This is a genomic window from Amycolatopsis sp. GM8 (assembly GCF_021653975.1).
Taxonomy (GTDB): domain Bacteria; phylum Actinomycetota; class Actinomycetes; order Mycobacteriales; family Pseudonocardiaceae; genus Amycolatopsis_E.
In genome coordinates, this window is the sequence record NZ_JAJKFK010000015.1 from 40,457 (window position 1) to 58,499 (window position 18,043).

An 18,043-nucleotide genomic window follows, 5' to 3' on the forward strand; every position below is an offset into this window, starting at 1 on the left:
TGGCGGGCTAGACGTCGCCTCGTTCGATCAACTGGTTGAGCAGGTCCACGATCCGCTGCTGCCCGGCCGCACTCGCGTCGAGCTTGCCGCGCATCTCGGCAAAGCCGCGGTCGACCGCGGCGAAACGGTTGTCGACATGCGACCGCAGGTCGGTGAGGTCTTCACGCATCGCGTTGAAGCTGGAGGTGGTGGCCTGGCGGAAATCCCGGATCTCGGTACGGATCTCGGCGACGTCCCGGTCGGCTCCACCCGCGAGTACCCGTGCCGCGGCCGCATCCTGCTCCGTGTGGCGGATGCGGGTATTGAGGTCGGAGATCTGAGTCTCCAGTGCGGACACTCGGTTTTCCAAGTTGTCGGGTTGAGCCATGGGAGGAGTGTACCGGCAGCGCCCCGTCGTTACGGGGTACACGATCGGCTCCGATCGGTGCACACTCTTTGCCATGGGGACGCGGGAAAACGCGGTTGGCCGCGACTGGTCGGGCCGCCGCGCCGACGCTCTTCGCAACCGCAAGCGGATTCTCGCCGTCGCCAATGCCATGTTCGCCGAATACGGGTTGCAGGCAACGATCACGCAGATCGCGGTCGCGGCCGGCGTGCCCGAATCCGCGATATACCGCGACTATCCGGCGAAGGACGATCTGCTGGTCGCCGTCTCGGAGGATCAGTTCCACAAGCTCGAGGACCGGGCGATCGACGCACTCGCCGAACCGGACGCGGGCGCGGCCCTGCGCAAGTACGTGCCGAACCTGTTCGTCGTCCTCGCCGGCAACCGGCTGCTGGCGGATCTGCTCGCCGAGCCCGGCGGCGCGCAGACCGTGCGGCTGCTCGAACTGGTCAACCGGCTCGCGGACGAGGCCAAGGGCGATGACACGGTGCGCGCCGACTACACGCCGCTCGACATCCAGATCATGCTGTGCGGCGCCGTCCGCCAGCTGATGGCGCTGGACGTGCGCGGCGCGGAACGCTGGCGGCGCTACGGCGAACTGGTGGTCAACGCGCTCCGGCCCTGATCAGGCCAGCAGGGTCAACGGGTCCGGGTCTTCCAGCAGGGTCGCGATGAGGTGCCGGTCCGCCCAGCGGCCCGAGGCCCACGCGAACGCCCGGGCGAGCCCGGCCGGGCTGTCCTCGGCGTGATGTTCCCCGTGAAACTCGGCACTTTTCACCCACCACGGCGCGGCGCGCTTGACGCCGTCGATCTCGACGGTCAGCTCCTCGTGCACCACGACGCCGCCCTCGGGAAACGGGATGTCGAGCATCTCCGCCGCGAGCCGCACCGCCGTCAGCTCCGACCACTCCATGAACTCGCCCTCGGGCAGGCTCGCCGACACCAGCTCGCTCAACAACGGCACGTCCAGGAGCTCGGCGAGATGCTCCGCGCCTGCGGGCACCGCGACCAGCCGCGCCGTCGGCCACACCGCGGCGAGCCACGGCCGGTCCAGCACGGCCGCCTGCTCGGCGTCGACCACCGATCCGTCGACCGCGCGCACCCGTTCCGGCGCGTCGACGCTCGACCAGTCCAGCTCCGCCGCGACGAGCGCCGCGTACGCACGCGAGATCAGCCCGGGCGCCAAGGTCCGCGACGCGTCGCCGAGGCGGTCCAGCACATCGAGGGCGTCGTCGAGATCGGTCACCGCCAGCTCGGTCCGCACACCGGCGAGCACCAGCAGGTCCGGCTTCAGCCCGACGTCGGGCACCGGGTCGTACAGCCCGGCGAGCGTGTCCGCCTCCGGCAGCCGCCACTCCTCCGGCGCCCGCCCGGCCAAGAGCGCGTTCCGCGCGATCCACTCGCCCGCCGAGCCGGACAGCGCGTGCCACGTTTCCCGTTCTCCGGCAAGGAGTCGCAGCGCTTCCGGCCACGCGTCGTCGGCGACGAGGTCCAGATCGCGGATCCCGTCCTCGGTCACCACGAACCCGTCGAGCACGCCGAGGTTGGTCAGCGCTTCGGTCGACCAGTCCTGCGCGAAGTCGTTGTCCAGCACGGAAAGCGGGCCGTCCTCGCCGACGGCCTCCGGGTCGAAGATCGCCCGCAGCGGCGAGCCCGGCAACATCAGCTCGTCCGCCCGCCGCCAGCCGTCCGCCGACGGCAGGGCGAGCGCGCCGAGCCCGTCGACGGGGGTGTCGGAAACCAGGCGCAGCACGGCGTCCGCCAGCGGGCGAACGTCCAAACCGGACCGCGCGTCGTCGAGGCTGCGGTCGATCGCGTCGCGCAACGCCGGCGATTCCAGCAGGTCCGCGGAATCCGCCCGCTTCGCGCCCAGCAGTTCCAGCAACGGATGCGCCGCGTCGGGATGCACCAGCCGCAGGCCGACCACGTCGGCGTCGTCGATCAGCTCCAGTACCTCGGCGGACGCGCCGAACAGGAACGTGCCGCGCGGGCCGGGCAGGATCCGGCCGTCCGCGAGCGGAACGGGCAGCGCGCCGAGGTCGTCGTCGGACACGGTATGCGCTTCCAGCAACGGGAGCAGCGCGTCGTACAGCGAGCGCCACCACGCCGGCGGGCGTTCCAGCCCAGTCAGGATCTCGACCAGCTCGACCACTTCGAGCGGGTCGGCGCCGACCGTCGCGAGCACCCGCGCGACCTCGAACCCGGACAGCGACACGAGCCGCGGCACGATGTCACCGAGCAGCTCGACCAGTTCCGGCGACTCGACGGTCAGCACCCGCGCCCCGGACGCCGGCAGCTCCTTCTGGCCGGGCAGCCAGGTTTGCGAAGCCAGTTGGCGCTGAACGGCTTCGCGCAGCTCGCTGTCCACATCGGACATCGGGAAGCCCGGCTTGGGCACCATCAGCGGCCGGTGTTCGGGCGCGAGTTTCCGGACCAGGGCGGGATAGGCCTGCGCGAGCCCGGCCAGTTCGGTGCCGGGCAGCACGCGCCGCCGCGACGGTTCCATCGGCACCGACGCGATCAGCCGTGCCGGCAGCGAAAGCCGCTCGTCGGTGGGGGTCGGCGCGTGCAGGACGTCGCTCTCCAGCGGCACCGGGCCGCCGTCGACCGGCACCGCCCACAGCCCGTCGGTGGTCTCCTGCGTCAGCCAGCGGCGAACCGTGTCGTCCGGCGCGGCGATCTCGACCATGCTGTCCACAGTGGACCGTTGCCAGGCCGCGCCGCCGATCTCGATCCGGTTCAGCCACGGCAGGGCCAGCAACAGGTCCTCGACCTCGGCCGAAACGCGGTCCAGCAGTTCCGCGCCATCGACGCCCTCGCGCAGCGGCAACCGCACCTCGGTGTCGAAGCCCTCGGGCACGTCCTCGTCGGCCGCCCACGGCAACCGCAGCACCGGGACCTCGGACTGTGAAACGAGTTCCCGCGTCCGCGCTTCGGAGAACGCCACCCCGCCGGTCCGCGAGATCACCCGCGGTTCGGAGCTGACCGCGAGCACGGCGGCGAACCCGACACCGAACTGGCCGACCATGCCCTCCTTGCCCGACGCGCGCAGCGAGGACAGCGACGCGACACCGCGGGCGTCCAGCGGCGCACCGGTGTTGGCGACCCGCAACTCACTGTCCACAATGGAGATACGCAGGGTGCCGGGAGCGCCCGTGATCTTGGCCGCGTCCGCCGCGTTCTGCGCCAGCTCGACGAACAGCCGGTCGCGGTAGGCACCCACTCGCAGATCGCGCTCGGCGTTGGTGTCCTCGGTCAGGCGCGTGGGCGAGTCGGCCCACGCCCGCCGCACCGAGGCCCGCAGCGCCTCGGTGCCGAAGGGGTCACTGCTCGGCAGGCTGCTCACTCAGGGCTTCCATGTCGAGCAGGGAATCGTCGTAGACCAACTCGGCGACCGGCACCGAAGAGACCTGCTCGACCTCGACCTCCGAATGCGCGCCGCAGCCGTACTCGGTGTTCACGACGTGCCCGTCCGCGGGCCCGAACTCGTTGCCGCACACGCCGAACGCGGCCCGCAGCGAGCCGGCGAGCGGCAGGTAGAACGCGCACGTCCCGCACGCGGCGGGCGCGCTGCGCGCCATGTCCGATCGCGGCCCGAACTCCCCCGCGCGCCAGCGCGACGCCGCTTCCAGCCGGCCTTCGCGGGACATCACGTGCGCCCGGCCGAGCCCGGCCTCGTGCGCGACCTCCTCGACCGCGGGGTCGTCGGACTGCAGATACCCCGGCACCACGCGCGGGTCGTCGGCGGTGGTCGGGAAGATGTCGCCGACGCCGAGATCGCCGGGGCGGATCCGCCGTTCCCACGGCACCCAGTGCGGCGCGACGAGCGCGTCCGGGCCGGGGATCAGCGCGACCTCGTCGACGGTCACCGGCATGTCCGCGCCCGCCGTCGCGACGGTCACCGACCAGCGCCAGCCGTCGTACCCGGACAGGTTCGCCTCGAAGAGATGGCTCGCCGACATCGCGTCTTCACGCACGACACCGGCATGCGGGCCGACCTGCTCCGCCCCGACGTCGGCCACCGCGGCGTCGCGCGCGAGCTGCACTGCGTCGCGCAGCGCCCGCTGGACGGAACCGTCGTCCAAGGTGAGCAGCAGGGTCATGTGTTCATTGTGCAGCGGCGTATTCACACGCGTCATGTCAGGGTAAGGCGGTGCGCATCCTGGTCTCGATCTCCCTCGCGCTGATCGCCGCACTGGCGGCATGTGCCGCGAGCGCTCCGCAAGCGCCCGGCTCCGTTCCGCAACTGCGAACGGAGGTTCTCGCCACGCTGCCGCACGACGCGTCCGCCTTCACTGAAGGGCTCGAACTGGACAACGGCCTCCTCTACGAAAGCACCGGGCTCGTCGGCCGGTCCGACGTGCGGGCCGGTCCGCCTGGCGGCGCGCTGACCATGCAGTCACCGGTGCTGCAGGCGCCGCTGTTCGGCGAGGGCATCACCGTCGTCGGCTCCACGCTGTGGCAGCTGACCTGGCAGAACGGCATCGCGATCCGGCGCGACGCGCGCACGCTCGCCGGCCTGGGGCAGGCGACCTACCAGGGCGAAGGCTGGGGGCTGTGTCACCAGCAGGACCGGCTCGTCATGAGCAACGGCTCCGACCAGCTGACCTTCCGCGACCCGGTGAGCTTCGCGCCGCTCGGCACCGTCACCGTGCACGCCGGCAGCCAGACGTTCGACCAGCTCAACGAGCTGGAATGCGTCGGCGGCACCGTCTACGCCAACGTGTGGCGGACCGACACGATCCTGCGGATCGACGCCGCGACCGGCCAGGTCACCGCCCGGATCGACGCATCGGGCCTGCTCACGGACGCCCAGCGACAGCAGGCCGACGTGCTCAACGGCATCGCGGCGATCCCCGGCACGGACGAGTTCCTGCTCACGGGCAAGCTCTGGCCCACGATGTTCCGGGTGAAATTCGAGCAACGCGGCTGATCGAGCAGCGCGGCGACCTGCGGATGAGGCAAGATTGACCTGTGGGGCGCAAACGGAAGTGGACGCCGGAGCCGGGGGCCGGCCAGAGCTGGCGCCCGGCCGCACCTGCCCGCACCACGCCGACGGCGGATGAGGCGCCCACCGGTTCGGTGCACTCGCCCCCGCCACGGAGCACGCCACCCCCGCGCAGCTCGCCGCCGCCACGCGGCGCCCGGCCGTACCCGCCGCGGCAGAGCGAGCCGCCGCCGCGCCGCACCGAGCCGCTGTACGAGCACTACAACACCGACGGCTATCCGGCCGGGATGCGCTCGCAGGAGCCGCCGCCCCAGGAGCACCGCACCGAGGCCACCGCGGGCGCGATGCCGCGGATGCCGAAGAAGATCACCGTCACCCGGGTTGCCGCGATGCGCAGCCGCGAGCTCGGCGGCAAGGCGGTCAACGCGTTCCAGCGCGCCGCGAAGGCGGATGGTGCGGACAAGTCCGGCCTGACGTCACTGACGTACGCGGTGATGCTCAACTACGCCAGTGACGCGGCGATGGCCGTCGCACTGGCGAACACCCTGTTCTTCGCGGCCACCAGTGGCGAGAGCCGCGGCCGGGTCGCGCTGTACCTGCTCATCACGATCGCCCCGTTCGCGCTCGTCGCGCCGGTGATCGGGCCGGCGCTGGACCGGATCCAGCGCGGCCGACGGCTCGCGATGTGCGTGTCCTCGGTCGGGCAGGGCCTGATGGCCGCGCTCATGGCGCTGCATTTCAACGACTGGGGGCTGTACCCGGCGGCGCTCGGCATGATGGTGCTGTCGAAGTCGTTCACGGTGCTCAAGTCGGCGGTCACGCCACGGGTGGTGCCGAGCGGGGTGACGCTGTCCAAGACCAACGCGCGGCTGACCATCTTCGGGCTCGCCGCCACCGCGGTGTTCGGTGGCATCGCGAGCGGCGTCAACTCGATGTTCGGTGCGGCGGGCGCGCTGTGGTTCACCGCACTGATCTGCGTGGCGGCGGCGGTCCAGTCCATGCGGATCCCGGCCTGGGTCGAGGCCACCGAGGGCGAGGTGCCCACCACGCTGAAAGCGCGCCCCGGCAAGCAGAAGCGCCAGCCGCTCAGCCGTGACGTCGTGGTTTCCTTGTGGGGCAACGGTTCCATCCGGGTGCTCACCGGGTTCCTGATCATGTTCGCCGCGTTCGCGGTGAAGGCGCACGCCGAGCAGCACGGGCAGAGCCCGTTCACCCAGCTGCTGTTCCTCGGCATCATCGGCGCCGCCGCCGGGGTCGGCGGGTTCATCGGCAACGGGCTCGGCTCCCGGCTGCAGTTCGGGCATCCGACGCAGGTGGTCCTCGCCAGCCTGGCCGCGACACTCGCGTCGACCCTGCTCGCGGCGATGCTCGCCGGGATCGCGACGGCCGCGATCGTCGGCCTGGTCGGCGCGACGGCGAGCGCGCTCGCGAAGATCAGCCTGGACGCGGCGATCCAGGCGGACCTGCCGGAGGAGTCGCGCGCCTCGGCGTTCGGCCGGTCGGAGACGGTGCTGCAGCTGGCCTGGTGTTTCGGCGGCGCGGTCGGCCTGCTGCTGCCGCCGACGTACTGGCTCGGTTTCCTCGTCGTCTCGCTGCTGCTGGCCATCGGCCTGGCGCAGACGTTCCTGATCCAGCGCGGCGGTTCGCTGCTGCCGTTCCTCGCGAAGCGGCCCCAGCACCCGGCCCGCAGCGCGGCCTAATTAGAGTTCACCCATGCGGCGTGGTCATTTTCTCGGGCTCTTGGTGGCCGGTGCCCTGGCACTGACGGGATGTTCGGCCACCGTCGGCCCGCCCGAGGTCACGTTCTACGGCGATGGGCGCACGGTCGACACCGGCCCGGCGGAGTACTGCGACGCGCTCCTGCGCAACTGTGACAAGCATCCCGATCACATCGCGAGCCTCAAGGTGCGCAAGGGCATGCCGGTGCAGATCTCCGTGCCGTCACAGATCAGCGACACGCCGTGGCTGGTGAACGTCCAGTACGCGGACGCCAACGGGCAGCTGCAGCTCAAGCAGCAGTACTTCACGCCGAACAGCCAGCTCGCGTACACGGCGGAACCAGGTGGCGCGGGCAACCAGCTCGTCGTGGTCGAGGTGCAGCAGATCGGTGCGGCGTACGCCGCCGATCAGAACGGAAACCCGATCCTCGACGAGAACGGCAACCCCCAGCTCGTCGCCCGCGCCTTCTGGTCCCTGCAGATCCAGCCTTAGGGATCGAGGTCGCGCGCGACCGCGCGCATGACCTCGGCGATCCTGGTGATGTTCTTGCGGTCGGGGTAGCGGCCACGACGCAGATCGGGCTGCACCTTCATCTCGAGGAGCTTGATCATGTCCTCGATGAGTCCGTGCAGCTCTTCGGCGGGCCGGCGCCGCGCCTCCACGACCGAGGGCGGGGAGTCGATCAGCCGGACGGACAGCGCCTGCGGCCCGCGCCGGCCATCAGCGACGCCGAACTCGAGTCGCTGACCTGCTTTGAGTGCCTCTACCCCCTGGGGTAGCGCGGCCTTGCGGATGTAGACGTCCTCGCCACCGTCCTGCGTGACGAACCCGAATCCCTTCTCCGCGTCGTACCACTTGACCTTGCCGGTCGGCACTTCCCTCACCCGTTCCTTCGCTGTTGTTCGCCAGCGTCTTGCACGACGAACGCGCCCCGGGGCGTACCCAGGACGCGTACCAACCAGCTTATCCCGCTAGCCACCCTGGGGAGAAGTAGCTTCTCCGTCCGCACGCCTTACCCTTGAGCCATGAACGAAGTCGTGGACACGCCCCGGCGCAAGGCCTGGCTCATGCAACTGGGGATCGGCGTGTTCGCCGTGGGCGTACTCGCCGTGCTGGTGGTGTTCGTACTGTTCGCCGCCGGCCTGCGCGACCTGCCGGTGTGGTTGAGCCTCGCGGCGGGGATCCTGACGCCCCTGGGCGTCGTGCTCGGGTTCATCTCGCTGATCAGAGAGCACCGAAGGAACTGAACCAGCCCGGAAACTCTTCCAGGCTGTCGAAAATCACCTCGGCCCCGGCCGCGGCGAGGTCCTCGCGGCTGCACGGTCCGGTCGTGACGCCGATGGGTGTGATGCCCGCCGCCAGCGCACCGCGGACGTCGCCGAGGTGGTCACCGGCGTATGCCGCCGCGCCGTGCTCCCGCAACGCCACCGCCTTGCCCGCCGCCCACAGCTCGCCGACCAGCACGTCCACCTCGAGCCCGAGCGCCTTGACGTGCAGCGCCGCGTTGGGCCCGTACTTTCCTGTCACCACAACGGTTTGCCCGCCCGCGCGGCGGACTGCTTCCAGCGCCGCGTGCGCGCCGGGCAACGCGATGGTCGCCGGGACGACGATGCCGGGGTACAGCTCCCGGAACCGCGCGACCAGTTCGGGGATCCGCGCCGCGGGCGCGCCGAACTCCAGCAGCACCTGGTCCAGCGGCGGGCCGAGGTTGCTCGCGAACTGCTCGCCGTCGAGCGGCAGCCCGGCTTCCGCGCCGAGCGCGTTCATCACCGCGACCATGCCCGGCCTCGGGTCGATCAGCGTCATGTCCAGGTCGAAGCCGACGGTCATCCCCACGGCGGCTACGGTATCGCCCCCGGACATCGATTCGAGTTTACATTCCATCCATTTGAGTCAAGCTCTTTGACATCGGGCCGCCATGTGTCAAGCTGAGGGTGTGTCAGAGGTCACCTCGTTCGCGGAACGCACCAAGGCCTCGTTGCGGGAGACCCTCCTCGAGGCCGCCACCGGGCTGCTGGCCGAACACGGCCAGGCCGGTTTGCGCATGGCGGACGTCGCCGCGGCCGCGGGGGTGAGCAGGCAGACCGTCTACAACGAGTTCGGCAACAAGACGGCGCTCGTCGAGGCCATCGCGCTGCGCACGACCGCGGAGTTCCTCGACGGCATCCGGACCCGGTTCGAATCGGCGGCCGATCTGCTCGCCGGGATCCACCGCGCGGTCGTGTACACGATCGAGCACGGCCGCGAGCACCAGCTGGTCTCCGCCGCGCTGACCACCCGGGCCGGCGAGGATCTGCTGCCACTGCTCACCACGAAAGGCGCGCCGGTGCTCGCCGCCGCGTCGGAACTGGGCGCCACGCACTACCGGGAGATCGAGCCCCGACTCGACCAGCCGGCCGCGGAACTACTCGCCGAGACCGTGACCCGGCTGGTGCTGAGCCATCTGGTGCTGCCCACCCACTCCGCGACCGAGGCGGCCGGCCTGGTCTGCGCCGCCGTCGCACCGTTGATCGATCATCATTTGTCCACAATGGAGTGATCAGGAATGACCAACACCCCTGCCCGCACCGGTTTCGCCTCGTTACGCCGCGGCGGCTTCAACTGGGACTCCTTCCCGCTGCGCCTGTTCGTCAAGGGCAACAAGAGGTTCTGGAACCCGGCGGACCTCGACTTCAGCCACGACCGGGCGGACTGGGAGGCGTTCAACGACGACGAGCGCCGCTCGGCGACCTACCTCTGCGCGCTGTTCATCGCCGGCGAGGAGGCGGTGACCGAGGACATCCAGCCGTTCATGCAGGCGATGGCCGCCGAGGGCCGCTTCGGCGACCAGATGTACCTGACCCAGTTCTGCTTCGAAGAAGCGAAACACACCGAGGTGTTCCGGCGCTGGATGGACGCGGTCGGGCTGACCGACGATCTCACGTCGTTCGTGTCGGAGAACCCGCACTACCGCAAGCTTTTCTACGAAGAGCTGCCGGAGTCGCTCGGCATCCTCGCCAGCGATCCCAGCCCCCGTAACCAGATCCGGGCGAGCGTCACCTACAACCACGTGATCGAGGGCAGTCTCGCGCTCACCGGGTACTACGCGTGGCAGCGGGTCTGCACCGGCCGCGGCGTCCTGCCGGGCATGCAGTCACTGGTGAAGCACATCGGTGACGACGAGCGCCGCCACATGGCGTGGGGCACGTTCACCTGCCGCCGGCACATCGCCGCCGACGACTCGCTGTGGGCCGCGGTGCAGGAGCGGATGGGCGAGCTGCTGCCGCACGTCCTGGGGACGGTCCAGTGGATCAACGAGCAGTTCGACGAGCCCCCGTTCCAGAACGACCCGCAGGAGTTCATCGAGTACGCGGCCGACCGGGCGCAGCGCCGGCTCGGCGCGATCGAGTCCGCCCGCGGTGTGCCGGTGGAGAAGATCGACCTCGACTACTCCCCCGAACAGCTCGAAGAGACCTTCGGTGAGGAGGACGCGAAGGCGTTCGCCGAGAAGATGGAAGCCAACGCCTGAACGCGCGTGATCAGCGGACGGTCCGATGTAGACAGTCCGGTGGCCGGTGCCCAGCGATGGGTCGTGGTTGACCGGGATCTGACCGGCGGGTGCGGTGGTCGCCGCACCCGCCGAACCCTCAGCTCTGCGGCTGCGAGATGTTCACCAGCCACTGCACACCGAACCGGTCGAGGCACATCCCGAACTCGTCGCCCCACATCTGCTTCTCCAGCGCGGTGAGCACGGTGCCACCGTCGGCCAGCTTGCCCCAGTAGCCGCGCAGCGCGTCCGCGTCATCACCGCTGAGGCTCACCGTGATCGTGTTGCCAGGCCGGAAATCCATCCCCGGCGCCAGATCCGCGCCCATCAGGACGAAACCGTTGTCAGCTTCGAGCTGGCTGTGCATGATCTTGTCTTTCAGAGCTTCGTCCGGCGCACCGAAATCGCCGAACGTGTTCACGTCCAGCGAGCCGCCGAACACGGTGTGGTAATACTCCATCGCCTCCCGCGCGTTACCGTCGAAGTTCAGGTACGGATTGAGTCGAGCCACCATGAGAACCTCCTAGGTTGTCGCCACTATGGACCAGTTGCGCGGCGAAAACTCGTCGCACTAGGCGTGTTTCATCGCCGCGACGTTTCCCAGACCCAGCAGGGTGACGGACTGTTCACGCATTTCGACCTTGCGTATCTTGCCGGTCACGGTCATCGGGAATTCGTCGACGATGTGCACGTAGCGCGGGATTTTGTAATGCGCGAGCTTTCCGGTGCAGAATTCCCGGACTGATTCGGCGGTCAGTGGCGTGGTGCCCTCGCGCATCCGGATCCACGCCATCAACTCCTCGCCGTAACGCTCGTCCGGGACGCCGATGACCTGCGCGTCGAGAATGTCCGGGTGGGTGTAGAGGAATTCCTCGACCTCGCGCGGGTAGATGTTCTCGCCGCCACGGATGACCAGGTCCTTGATCCGGCCGGTGATGTTGAGATAGCCCTCGTCGTCCATCACGGCCAGGTCGCCGGTGTGCATCCAGCGCGCCCGGTCGATCGCGTCAGCGGTCTTGTCTGGTTGTTCCCAGTAGCCGAGCATCACGGAGTAGCCACGGGTGCACAGTTCGCCCGGCTCGCCGCGCGGCGCGGTCAGCCCCGTCTCCGGGTCGATGACCTTGACCTCCAGATGCGGCCCGACCCTGCCCACGGTGGACACTCGGCGCTCGATCGAGTCGTCCGCGCGGGTCTGTGTGGAGACCGGCGAGGTCTCGGTCATGCCGTAGCAGATGGACACCTCGGCCATCCCCATCCGCTCGATGACCTGCTTCATCACCTCGACCGGGCACGGCGAGCCGGCCATGATCCCGGTGCGCAGGCTGGACAGGTCGAACGTGTCGAAGTCGTCCAGCGCCAGCTCGGCGATGAACATCGTCGGCACCCCGTACAGCGACGTGCACCGCTCGGCCTGCACGGCTTGGAGCGTGGCCCTGGGGTCGAACGCCGGGGCCGGGATGACCATGCAGGCGCCGTGACTGGTCGCCGCGAGATTGCCCATGACCATGCCGAAACAGTGGTAAAAGGGCACCGGAATACAGATCCGGTCGGCTTCGGTGTAGTTGCACAGCTCGCCGACGAAGAAACCGTTGTTGAGGATGTTGTGGTGGGAAAGCGTCGCACCCTTGGGGAAACCGGTCGTGCCCGAGGTGTATTGGATGTTGATCGGGTCGTCGGCCGAGAGCTGGATGTTCGCGAGTGCGCCAGGGTCGGCTTGTTTTCCGTTCCGCAGCAAGGAGTTCCAGAATTCGCCGCCGATGAGCGCGACATGCTGCAGGCGCTGGCAGCGCGGCCGGACCTCCTCGATCATGCCCGCGTAATCCGAGGTCTTGAACTTCTCGGCGGACACCAGAAGACGGATTCCGGCCTGGTTGAGCACGTACTCCAGCTCATGTGAGCGGTAGGCGGGGTTGATGTTGACCAGGATGGCGCCGATCTTGGCGGTCGCGTACTGAGTGAGTGTCCACTCGGCACAGTTGGGTGACCAGATGCCCACCCGATCGCCCTTGCCGATGCCCAGTTCGAGCAGGCCCAGCGCGAGCGCCTCGACGTCGGCGGCCAGTTCGGTGTACGTCCAGCTGCGGCCGGCCGCGCGGTCGACGAGCGCGTCCCGGTCACCGAATGCCCGCACTGTCCGGTCGAAATTGTCGCCGATGGTGTCGCCCAGCATGGGCACGTCGGACGTTCCCGAGGAATAGCTCGGCACGGCGGGCATGAGCGGCCTCCTGGCAAAGGGTCAACTCTGACTCCCGCCCGAGTCTAGGGTGGGAGCATGCGCCTGTACATCGTCGACACCTTCACCGATACGGCGTTCGCGGGCAACCCGGCGGGTGTCGTCCTGCTGGACGAACCGGCGGATCCGGCCTGGATGCAGTCGGTGGCCGCCGAGCTGAAGCACGCCGAAACGGCCTTCGTCGAGGTGGGTGGCGAGGGTCCGAAATCCTTGCGCTGGTTCACTCCGACGGTCGAAGTGGATTTGTGTGGGCACGCCACACTCGCGACCGGTCACGTCCTCGGCGGTGCCCAGGTCTTCATGACACGCAGCGGTGAGCTGCGCACGTCGGCTGACGCTGGCTGGGTGCGGATGGATTTCCCGTCCGACCCGCCTGCCGCCGCGCCTGATGAGATTTCGCTGCCGGGGGTGACGGTGAAGGAGGTCCTGCGCGGCAAGTGGGACATCCTGGTCCGCGCCGCCGACGCCGCCGAGGTGCGCGGGCTGGAACCGGACCTCGGTGCGATCGCCGGCTGGGACGCCCGGTGTGTCGTGGTGACCGCGCCGGGCGACCGGCCGGGGGTCGATGTGGTGAGCCGCGTGTTCGGCCCGGCGGTCGGTGTGCCCGAGGATCCGGTGACCGGCTCGGCGCACTGCATGTTGTCGCCCTACTGGTCCGTCGAACTGGGCCGGGACGAGCTGATCGGCGAGCAGGCATCGGCGCGGGGTGGCGTGGTCCGGATGTCGCTGCAGGGGGAACGGGTCATACTGGCCGGGCAGGCCGTGACCACGGTGCGAGGAGAGCTGGTGGTCTGATGCGCTTGATACTGAACATCATCTGGTTGGTGCTGTGCGGTTTCTGGATGGCGGTGGGATACATTGTCGCCGGGATCGTATGCTGTGTGCTGATCGTGACAATCCCGTTCGGCATCGCCTCGTTCCGCATCGCGAACTACGCCTTCTGGCCCTTCGGCAGAACAGTCGTCGACCGTCGCGACGCCGGTGCGGGCTCGCTACTGGGAAACATCATCTGGATCGTCTTCGCCGGTTGGTGGTTAGCCCTGGGACACATCGTCACCGGTGCGCTGTTATGTCTCACCATCATCGGAATCCCCTTGGGAATAGCCAACTTCAAGCTGGTACCAATTTCATTGGTGCCATTGGGGCGGGAGATCGTGCCAGCCCCGACGGGGGCGTAAGCTCGCGGGCCGAGTTGGGTGGTCATCCCGTCGCCTGACACCGGCACGATCACTTTTCGTCAGGGCCGCAACCTTGGCTGGGTCCGGCGGCCGAGAGACCAAAGCTTGCGGCCCTGAGGAAAAGTGATATTCGAAAACCGCAGGCGACGGGATGACCACCCAACTCAACCACCCACCCAAGGTGAGATCCCCTGGGGTCAGTCATCCCGGAGCCAGCCCGTCCGGCGAGGACATCTCTTGATCTTTTCCCTCGCGCTCCGCGCGAGGGGTCCGGCGCTTCGCGCCGGGGTTGTCGCCGGGCCCACCCCGATCGCCGATCGTCTAACGGTTGGCACGCCGTATCAAGGGCGCCTTCGGCGTCGCTTCGCGATGACCGCTGGCGCGGTCACCCTTGACACGACGTGCCAACCGCTAGGGCGGCTTTCTATCGGGGTTGGGGGAGGTGTGGGTGGGCTGGTCTTGTTGTTGCGTTTTGTTGCCGGGTTCCGGGGGGTAGGTGGTGTGACCGGCGTGTTTGCCCGTGGCGTCGGTGAGTTTGCTTGCTGCGTTGGTGAGTTGGCTCGCTGCGTGCCTCGGCTGGGCTAGTCCTCGGGTTCCCAAGGTAGGGGGACCACTAGACATGGGCCGCCAACGAACAAGCCGCCGTCGACGCCTAGGACTTTGCCGCCTGCATAAAGGTATGGCGCCTCGATCTGGGTGGGGTGGATCCCCAACTGATCTGCGATGACGCTGTGGCCGTGCACGATCCGCTCGCCGCCCAATTGTTCCAGCAACTGTGCGGCGACCTCGGCACCATGCGCACCGCGGAAGGCGTACCTCGTCGTCATGCGGCGCCAGACATCCCACCACGTCGCGAGATCATTGCCCGCCAGGATCTCCTGCGCGGTCTCGTTGATCTCCTCCTCGGTGTCACCCCAGTCCAGATATTCCAGCGTGTCCGAGTGCATCAACAAGTGTTTCCCAGTGTGCGCAATCAACGGCCGGGTCGACAACCACTCGATGTGGTCATCCGTGAGCGCGTCCTGATCCTCCGGCTGCCCGCCGTTGATCTCCCAGCTCCGCGCGAAACTACGCGGCCCGAAGTCCGACGGGACCTCCGTGTCTCCAAAGTGGTACATCCCCAACAACAGGATCTCGTGGTTCCCCAGCAACGCCTGAACGGAACCACCGGCCTCGGCGGCCTGCTCCTGCAACCGCATCACGAGGTCGATCACCCCGACGCCATCCGGCCCGCGGTCGACGAAATCGCCGAGGAACCACAGGTGTGCGTCGGCACCACACCACTCGTCGTTCTCGTCGACCAGCTTGCTCTCGCGCAGGGCGTCGGCCAGTTCGTCCCGATGCCCGTGCACGTCTCCTACGACATACGTCGGGACATCCACCCCACGAAGATAATCCCTGCTCAGTCCCGCTATCAGGGCAGCCCATCGCTGAACGGATCCTGGGTGCGCCCGACCAGGTCGGCGATCGATTCGACAACCATTGTCGGCCGGTAGGGGAACCGCTCAGCCGACTCCTTCGTGGAGATCCCGGTGAGCACCAGGATCGTCTGCAACCCGGCCTCGATCCCGGAATGCACATCGGTGTCCATCCGGTCGCCGATCATGACCGTGCTCTCCGAGTGTGCCCCCAGCGACCGCAACGCCGACCGCATCATCAACGGGTTCGGCTTGCCCACGAAGTACGGCGAACGCCCGGTGGCCCGCTCGATCAACGCCGCGATCGACCCGGTCGCGGGCAGGCTCCCCTCCAGACTCGGGCCGGTGGCATCGGGGTTGGTGGCGATGAACCTCGCACCCGCCTCAATCATCCGGATCGCCCTCGTGATCGCCGTAAAGCTGTACGTCCGCGTCTCGCCCAGAACGACGTAGTCCGGGTCCCGGTCCGTGAGCACGTACCCGGCTTCGTGCAGGGCGGTGGTCAGACCCGCTTCGCCGATGACGAACGCCGAGCCGTTCGGGCGCTGGCTGTCGAGGAACTTCGCGGTCGCCAGTGCCGAGGTCCAGATCCGATCTTCCGGGACATCCAGCCCGGTCCGCTGCAGCCGCGCCCGGAGATCACGCGGGGTGTAGATCGAGTTGTTCGTGAGCACCAGGAACGGCGTCTCGTGGGCGCGCAACTCGGCGAGGAACTCGTCGGCGCCGGGCACCAGGTGCTCCTCGTGCACCAGGACCCCATCCATGTCGGTCAGGTACGTCCACTGGTTCATGCGGTGAGACTAGCGGGATACACAGTCACCGTTGTGGCCTTGATATCGAGCCGGACCGCCGAGCCGGGTTCGAGCCGCAGGTCGGCGACCGCGGCCGGGGTCAGATCCGCGGCCAGCCCGGCATCGGTGCGCAGGCGGATCACCGGACCGTGCGGTTCCAGCGCCGTCACCGACGCGGCGATGATGTTGCGCGGGCTCCCCGGATGCCCGTCGCCAGCGGGATAAACCGCCACCGAGCTCGGCGCGAAGACCGCGACAGCCGGCTCGCCGAGCGCGGTGTCCGCCGCCAGCATCCCCGCGATGCGCCGCCCCTCCTCCGTCCGCAACCCGTCGTCCACCGCGGTGCCGGCGATGAGGTTGAGCCCCGCGATGCGCGCCGTGAACGCCGTCCGCGGCGCGGCGAGCACCTCCCGCGTCGGCCCGCGCTCGATGGCCCGGCCCTCGGTCAGCACCAGCACGTGATCGGCCAGCGCGAGCGCGTCCAGCGGGTCATGCGTGACCAGGACTGTCGCGCGTTCCTTGTTGCTGCTGAGCACGCGCCGCAGCAGCCCCCGGATCGCCGGCGCCGCGTCCACGTCGAGCGCGGCCATCGGCTCGTCGAGCAGCAACAGGTCCGGTTCACCGGCGAGCGCCCGCGCCACCGCGACCCGCTGCGCCTGCCCGCCGGACAGCTGCGCGGGCTTGCGGTCGGCGAACTCGGCCGCGTCCACCTCCGCCAGCCAGCGCCGCGCGATGTTCCGCGACTCGCGCCGCCCGGCGCCCTTGGACCGCGGCGAGAACCCGACATTGTCCACAACGGACAGATGTGGGAACAGCAATGGGTCCTGGGACAGCAGCCCGATCGACCGGTCGTACGGCTGCAGCGCGTTCAGGTCCCGGTCGCCGAGCAGGATCTTCGCCCGCCGCGGCCGCAACAGGCCCGACAGGCTGCCGAGCAGGCTCGACTTCCCGGACCCGTTCGGCCCGAGGATCGCCAGCACCGTCCCCGCGGGCACCTCGAAGTCCACCGCGAGCTCGAACGAGCCACGGGTCAGCTCGATCTCCACCCGCAGCGTCACCCGGTGCCCCCTTCCAACGCCCGCGGCCGCGCCACGATGATCACCAGCAGCGCGAGCACGACGAGCAGCAACGCCACCGCGACCGCACTGTCTATATCGGACTCCGCCTGCGTGTAGACCTCGAGCGGCAGCGTCCTGGTGACGCCTTCGAGGCTGCCCGCGAACGTGATCGTCGCCCCGAACTCCCCGAGCGCGCGAGCGAAGCTCAGCACCGCACCCGACCCGAGCGCGGGCAGCAGCATCGGCACCGTGACCCGGCGGAACACCGTCCATGGCCGCGCGCCGAGCGTCGCGCCCACCTGTTCATAGGAGTCACCCGCGCTCCGCAGCGCGCCTTCGAGGCTCACCACGAGGAACGGCATGGCCACGAAGATCTGCGCGATCACCACCGCGGCCGTCGTGAACGGCACCGTCACGCCGAGCGTCACGTCCAGCAGGTAACCGAGAAAACCCTTGCGCCCCAACAGGTATAGCAGTGCCAGCCCGCCGACCACCGGTGGCAGCACGAGCGGCAGCAGCACAATCGCGCGCAGCAGCCGGATCCCCGGCACCCTCGACCGGGCGAGGACGACGGCGAGCGGCACCCCGAGCACGATGCAGCCCACCGTCGACATCGCGGCCGTCTCGATCGACAACCGCAGCGCCGCGAGCGACGAGTCGGTGACGATCAAGGACGGCAGCCGGCGCAGATCCGAGCGGACCAGCAGCCCGACCACCGGCAAGACGACCAGCGCGAGCGCGAGTCCCGCGGGCACCCAGAGCACCCACGGGATCTTCACGCGCGGGG

The 18,043-nt window shown here is 69.0% G+C and carries 20 protein-coding genes; 9 read left to right on the forward strand and 11 right to left on the reverse strand.

What is annotated here, in order from left to right; all coding sequences use genetic code 11:
• Nucleotides 1–7: 7 nt before the first annotated feature.
• Nucleotides 8–367, reverse strand: a complete 360-nt coding sequence (locus tag LOZ83_RS39315) for a permease (RefSeq protein ID WP_236797024.1) — start codon at nucleotides 365–367, stop codon at nucleotides 8–10.
• A gap of 73 nt (nucleotides 368–440) precedes the next feature.
• Between LOZ83_RS39315 and LOZ83_RS39320 the strand changes: the two genes are divergently transcribed.
• Nucleotides 441–1,010, forward strand: a complete 570-nt coding sequence (locus LOZ83_RS39320; RefSeq protein WP_236797025.1) for a TetR/AcrR family transcriptional regulator — start codon at nucleotides 441–443, stop codon at nucleotides 1,008–1,010.
• Here the strand turns inward: LOZ83_RS39320 and LOZ83_RS39325 are convergent, their stop codons facing one another.
• Both LOZ83_RS39325 and LOZ83_RS39330 read right to left on the reverse strand, forming a co-directional pair.
• Nucleotides 1,011–3,731, reverse strand: a complete 2,721-nt coding sequence (locus LOZ83_RS39325) for a sacsin N-terminal ATP-binding-like domain-containing protein (RefSeq protein ID WP_236797026.1) — start codon at nucleotides 3,729–3,731, stop codon at nucleotides 1,011–1,013.
• Entirely contained in the window at nucleotides 3,709–4,488 is a 780-nt protein-coding gene (locus tag LOZ83_RS39330) for a DUF3027 domain-containing protein (RefSeq protein WP_236797027.1), read from the reverse strand. The genes LOZ83_RS39325 and LOZ83_RS39330 overlap by 23 nt, the downstream gene beginning before the upstream one ends.
• Nucleotides 4,489–4,538: 50 nt before the next feature.
• Here LOZ83_RS39330 and LOZ83_RS39335 point away from each other — a divergent pair, with 50 nt between their 5' ends.
• The 3 genes from LOZ83_RS39335 to LOZ83_RS39345 are packed head-to-tail and all read left to right on the forward strand — an operon-like array spanning nucleotide 4,539 to nucleotide 7,544.
• Nucleotides 4,539–5,318, forward strand: a complete 780-nt coding sequence (locus tag LOZ83_RS39335; protein WP_236797028.1) for a glutaminyl-peptide cyclotransferase — start codon at nucleotides 4,539–4,541, stop codon at nucleotides 5,316–5,318.
• Nucleotides 5,319–5,359: 41 nt separating this feature from the next.
• The gene (locus LOZ83_RS39340) at nucleotides 5,360–7,033 is read left to right on the forward strand and encodes an MFS transporter (RefSeq protein ID WP_236797029.1); all 1,674 of its coding nucleotides are present in this window, start codon (nucleotides 5,360–5,362) and stop codon (nucleotides 7,031–7,033) included.
• A 13-nt stretch (nucleotides 7,034–7,046) separates the two neighbouring features.
• The gene (locus LOZ83_RS39345; RefSeq protein ID WP_236797030.1) at nucleotides 7,047–7,544 is read left to right on the forward strand and encodes a DUF2771 family protein; all 498 of its coding nucleotides are present in this window, start codon (nucleotides 7,047–7,049) and stop codon (nucleotides 7,542–7,544) included.
• On the opposite strand, the gene LOZ83_RS39350 is transcribed toward LOZ83_RS39345, so the two are convergent.
• Nucleotides 7,541–7,927, reverse strand: a complete 387-nt coding sequence (locus LOZ83_RS39350) for a cold-shock protein (protein ID WP_236797077.1) — start codon at nucleotides 7,925–7,927, stop codon at nucleotides 7,541–7,543. The two genes, LOZ83_RS39345 and LOZ83_RS39350, sit on opposite strands and share 4 nt — an antisense overlap.
• A 150-nt stretch (nucleotides 7,928–8,077) precedes the next feature.
• Here LOZ83_RS39350 and LOZ83_RS39355 point away from each other — a divergent pair, with 150 nt between their 5' ends.
• Nucleotides 8,078–8,299, forward strand: a complete 222-nt coding sequence (locus tag LOZ83_RS39355; protein ID WP_236797031.1) for a hypothetical protein — start codon at nucleotides 8,078–8,080, stop codon at nucleotides 8,297–8,299.
• Here LOZ83_RS39355 and LOZ83_RS39360 read toward each other — a convergent pair.
• A complete protein-coding gene (locus tag LOZ83_RS39360) occupies nucleotides 8,277–8,888 on the reverse strand; it encodes an HAD family hydrolase (protein ID WP_236797078.1) in 612 nt (203 codons plus the stop codon). The genes LOZ83_RS39355 and LOZ83_RS39360 overlap by 23 nt on opposite strands.
• A gap of 100 nt (nucleotides 8,889–8,988) precedes the next feature.
• On the opposite strand from LOZ83_RS39360, the gene LOZ83_RS39365 reads away from it, so the two are divergent.
• Entirely contained in the window at nucleotides 8,989–9,591 is a 603-nt protein-coding gene (locus LOZ83_RS39365) for a TetR/AcrR family transcriptional regulator (RefSeq protein ID WP_236797032.1), read from the forward strand.
• A gap of 6 nt (nucleotides 9,592–9,597) precedes the next feature.
• Nucleotides 9,598–10,560, forward strand: coding sequence for a R2-like ligand-binding oxidase (locus LOZ83_RS39370; RefSeq protein ID WP_236797033.1), 963 nt, complete (start codon nucleotides 9,598–9,600; stop codon nucleotides 10,558–10,560).
• Between the two features lie 118 nt (nucleotides 10,561–10,678).
• Here the strand turns inward: LOZ83_RS39370 and LOZ83_RS39375 are convergent, their stop codons facing one another.
• Entirely contained in the window at nucleotides 10,679–11,092 is a 414-nt protein-coding gene (locus LOZ83_RS39375) for a VOC family protein (protein ID WP_236797034.1), read from the reverse strand.
• Between the two features lie 57 nt (nucleotides 11,093–11,149).
• Nucleotides 11,150–12,793, reverse strand: coding sequence for an AMP-binding protein (locus LOZ83_RS39380; protein WP_236797035.1), 1,644 nt, complete (start codon nucleotides 12,791–12,793; stop codon nucleotides 11,150–11,152).
• A gap of 57 nt (nucleotides 12,794–12,850) precedes the next feature.
• On the opposite strand from LOZ83_RS39380, the gene LOZ83_RS39385 reads away from it, so the two are divergent.
• Together LOZ83_RS39385 and LOZ83_RS39390 are read left to right on the forward strand one after the other, a co-directional pair.
• On the forward strand, nucleotides 12,851–13,606 hold the full coding sequence (locus tag LOZ83_RS39385; protein ID WP_236797036.1) for a PhzF family phenazine biosynthesis protein: 756 nt from the start codon (nucleotides 12,851–12,853) through the stop codon (nucleotides 13,604–13,606).
• Nucleotides 13,606–13,989 (forward strand): YccF domain-containing protein, encoded by a 384-nt coding sequence (locus tag LOZ83_RS39390; RefSeq protein WP_236797037.1) that lies wholly within the window; start codon nucleotides 13,606–13,608, stop codon nucleotides 13,987–13,989. The genes LOZ83_RS39385 and LOZ83_RS39390 overlap by 1 nt, the downstream gene beginning before the upstream one ends.
• Before the next feature lie 581 nt (nucleotides 13,990–14,570).
• Here the strand turns inward: LOZ83_RS39390 and LOZ83_RS39395 are convergent.
• From LOZ83_RS39395 to LOZ83_RS39410, 4 genes are read right to left on the reverse strand one after another with little or no spacing between them, the layout of a single operon-like run.
• Nucleotides 14,571–15,371, reverse strand: a complete 801-nt coding sequence (locus tag LOZ83_RS39395; RefSeq protein ID WP_236797038.1) for a metallophosphoesterase family protein — start codon at nucleotides 15,369–15,371, stop codon at nucleotides 14,571–14,573.
• A gap of 32 nt (nucleotides 15,372–15,403) precedes the next feature.
• The gene (locus tag LOZ83_RS39400; RefSeq protein WP_236797039.1) at nucleotides 15,404–16,198 is read right to left on the reverse strand and encodes an HAD-IIA family hydrolase; all 795 of its coding nucleotides are present in this window, start codon (nucleotides 16,196–16,198) and stop codon (nucleotides 15,404–15,406) included.
• The gene (locus tag LOZ83_RS39405) at nucleotides 16,195–17,256 is read right to left on the reverse strand and encodes a sulfate/molybdate ABC transporter ATP-binding protein (RefSeq protein WP_236797040.1); all 1,062 of its coding nucleotides are present in this window, start codon (nucleotides 17,254–17,256) and stop codon (nucleotides 16,195–16,197) included. Before LOZ83_RS39405 ends, LOZ83_RS39400 begins: the two co-directional genes overlap by 4 nt.
• Nucleotides 17,253–18,029 carry an ABC transporter permease gene (locus tag LOZ83_RS39410; RefSeq protein ID WP_236797079.1) on the reverse strand — a complete coding sequence of 259 codons (777 nt, stop codon included), beginning with the start codon at nucleotides 18,027–18,029 and terminating at the stop codon, nucleotides 17,253–17,255. The genes LOZ83_RS39405 and LOZ83_RS39410 overlap by 4 nt, the downstream gene beginning before the upstream one ends.
• Nucleotides 18,030–18,043 lie beyond the last annotated feature (14 nt).